Genomic DNA, 1138 nt, shown 5'->3' on the forward strand with positions numbered 1-1138 from the left:
GGCGGATTCAAAACTGAAGTGCAACACCTGCCAACCTGTAAGGTCCGCAGATGCACAACCTCTCCCGTTCCAGCCACTACAGCCAGCTGCAGCCCGAAGACCGAGTCACCATTGCCAGCCTGAAGCAGCAGAACTACAGCGTGCGGGCCATCGCAAGGCAACTGCTGCGCTCACCCGCCACCATCAGCCGGGAGCTGGTGCGCAATGCTCACCCATCGGGCCATCCATCGGACTATGGCAGCGTCAAGGCGCAGCGTCTTTGCCTGCAGCGCAGGCGCTGTGGCAGGCCCGCTGTCAAGCTGCATCCTGACTCCATCCTGTGGGGCCTGGTGAGCCATTTGCTGCGGCTTCACTGGTCGCCCGAGCAGATTGCCCTGACACTGGCACGCTTGCATCCCCAAGGCCATGAGCACCGCGTGTCACACGAGACCATCTACAACTGCATCTATGCCATGCCCGTGGGCGAGCTGCGCAAAGAACTGATCGCCACCTTGCGGCACGCCCACAACAAGCGAGTGCCGCGCAGCAAAGGCAAGGACCGCAGGGGCCAGATCCCGGACATGCTGAGCATCCATGTGCGCCCTCCAGAGATCGAAGACCGCCAGTTCCCCGGGCACTGGGAAGGTGACTTGATCAAAGGCGAAGGCAATGCCAGTGCGGTGGGGACCTTGGTGGAGCGCACCAGTCGATTGGTCATGCTGGTCAAGCTCCCTGAGTTCAAGCCGGCCAGTGCTGCCAACGTCTTGCAGGGCTTCACGGACAAGCTGCTGGGCATTGCCCAGCCGATGCGCCTGAGCATGACGTACGACCAGGGCAGGGAGATGAGCATGCACAAGAAGCTCAGCGAGCAAACCGGCATAGCGGTGTACTTCTGCGACCCGCACAGCCCCTGGCAGAGGGGTTCCAACGAGAACATGAATGGCCTGGTGCGCCAGTACCTGCCCAAGGGGACGGACCTGAGCATCTACAGCCAGCAGCAACTCGATGCGATAGCCGATGAGATCAACGACCGCCCCAGAAAGGGGCTGGGGGTACGATCACCGCTGGCTGTGTACCGCGAGTTGCTGATCAACAACCCGCAGCACTCCACCCTTGTTCATTGAAATCCAGGGTGTTGCGCTTCGCTTTTGAATCCGCC

Annotated in this window: 1 protein-coding gene; it reads left to right on the forward strand. The window is 61.3% G+C overall.

Annotated elements, in window-relative coordinates:
• Nucleotides 1-50: 50 nt before the first annotated feature.
• Nucleotides 51-1103, forward strand: a complete 1053-nt coding sequence (locus tag QYL93_RS31830; protein WP_305747431.1) for an IS30 family transposase — start codon at nucleotides 51-53, stop codon at nucleotides 1101-1103.
• The last annotated feature ends 35 nt before the right edge of the window (nucleotides 1104-1138 follow it).

It is taken from the genome of Acidovorax sp. A1169, from assembly GCF_030704685.1.
In the GTDB taxonomy this organism is placed as follows: domain Bacteria; phylum Pseudomonadota; class Gammaproteobacteria; order Burkholderiales; family Burkholderiaceae_C; genus Acidovorax.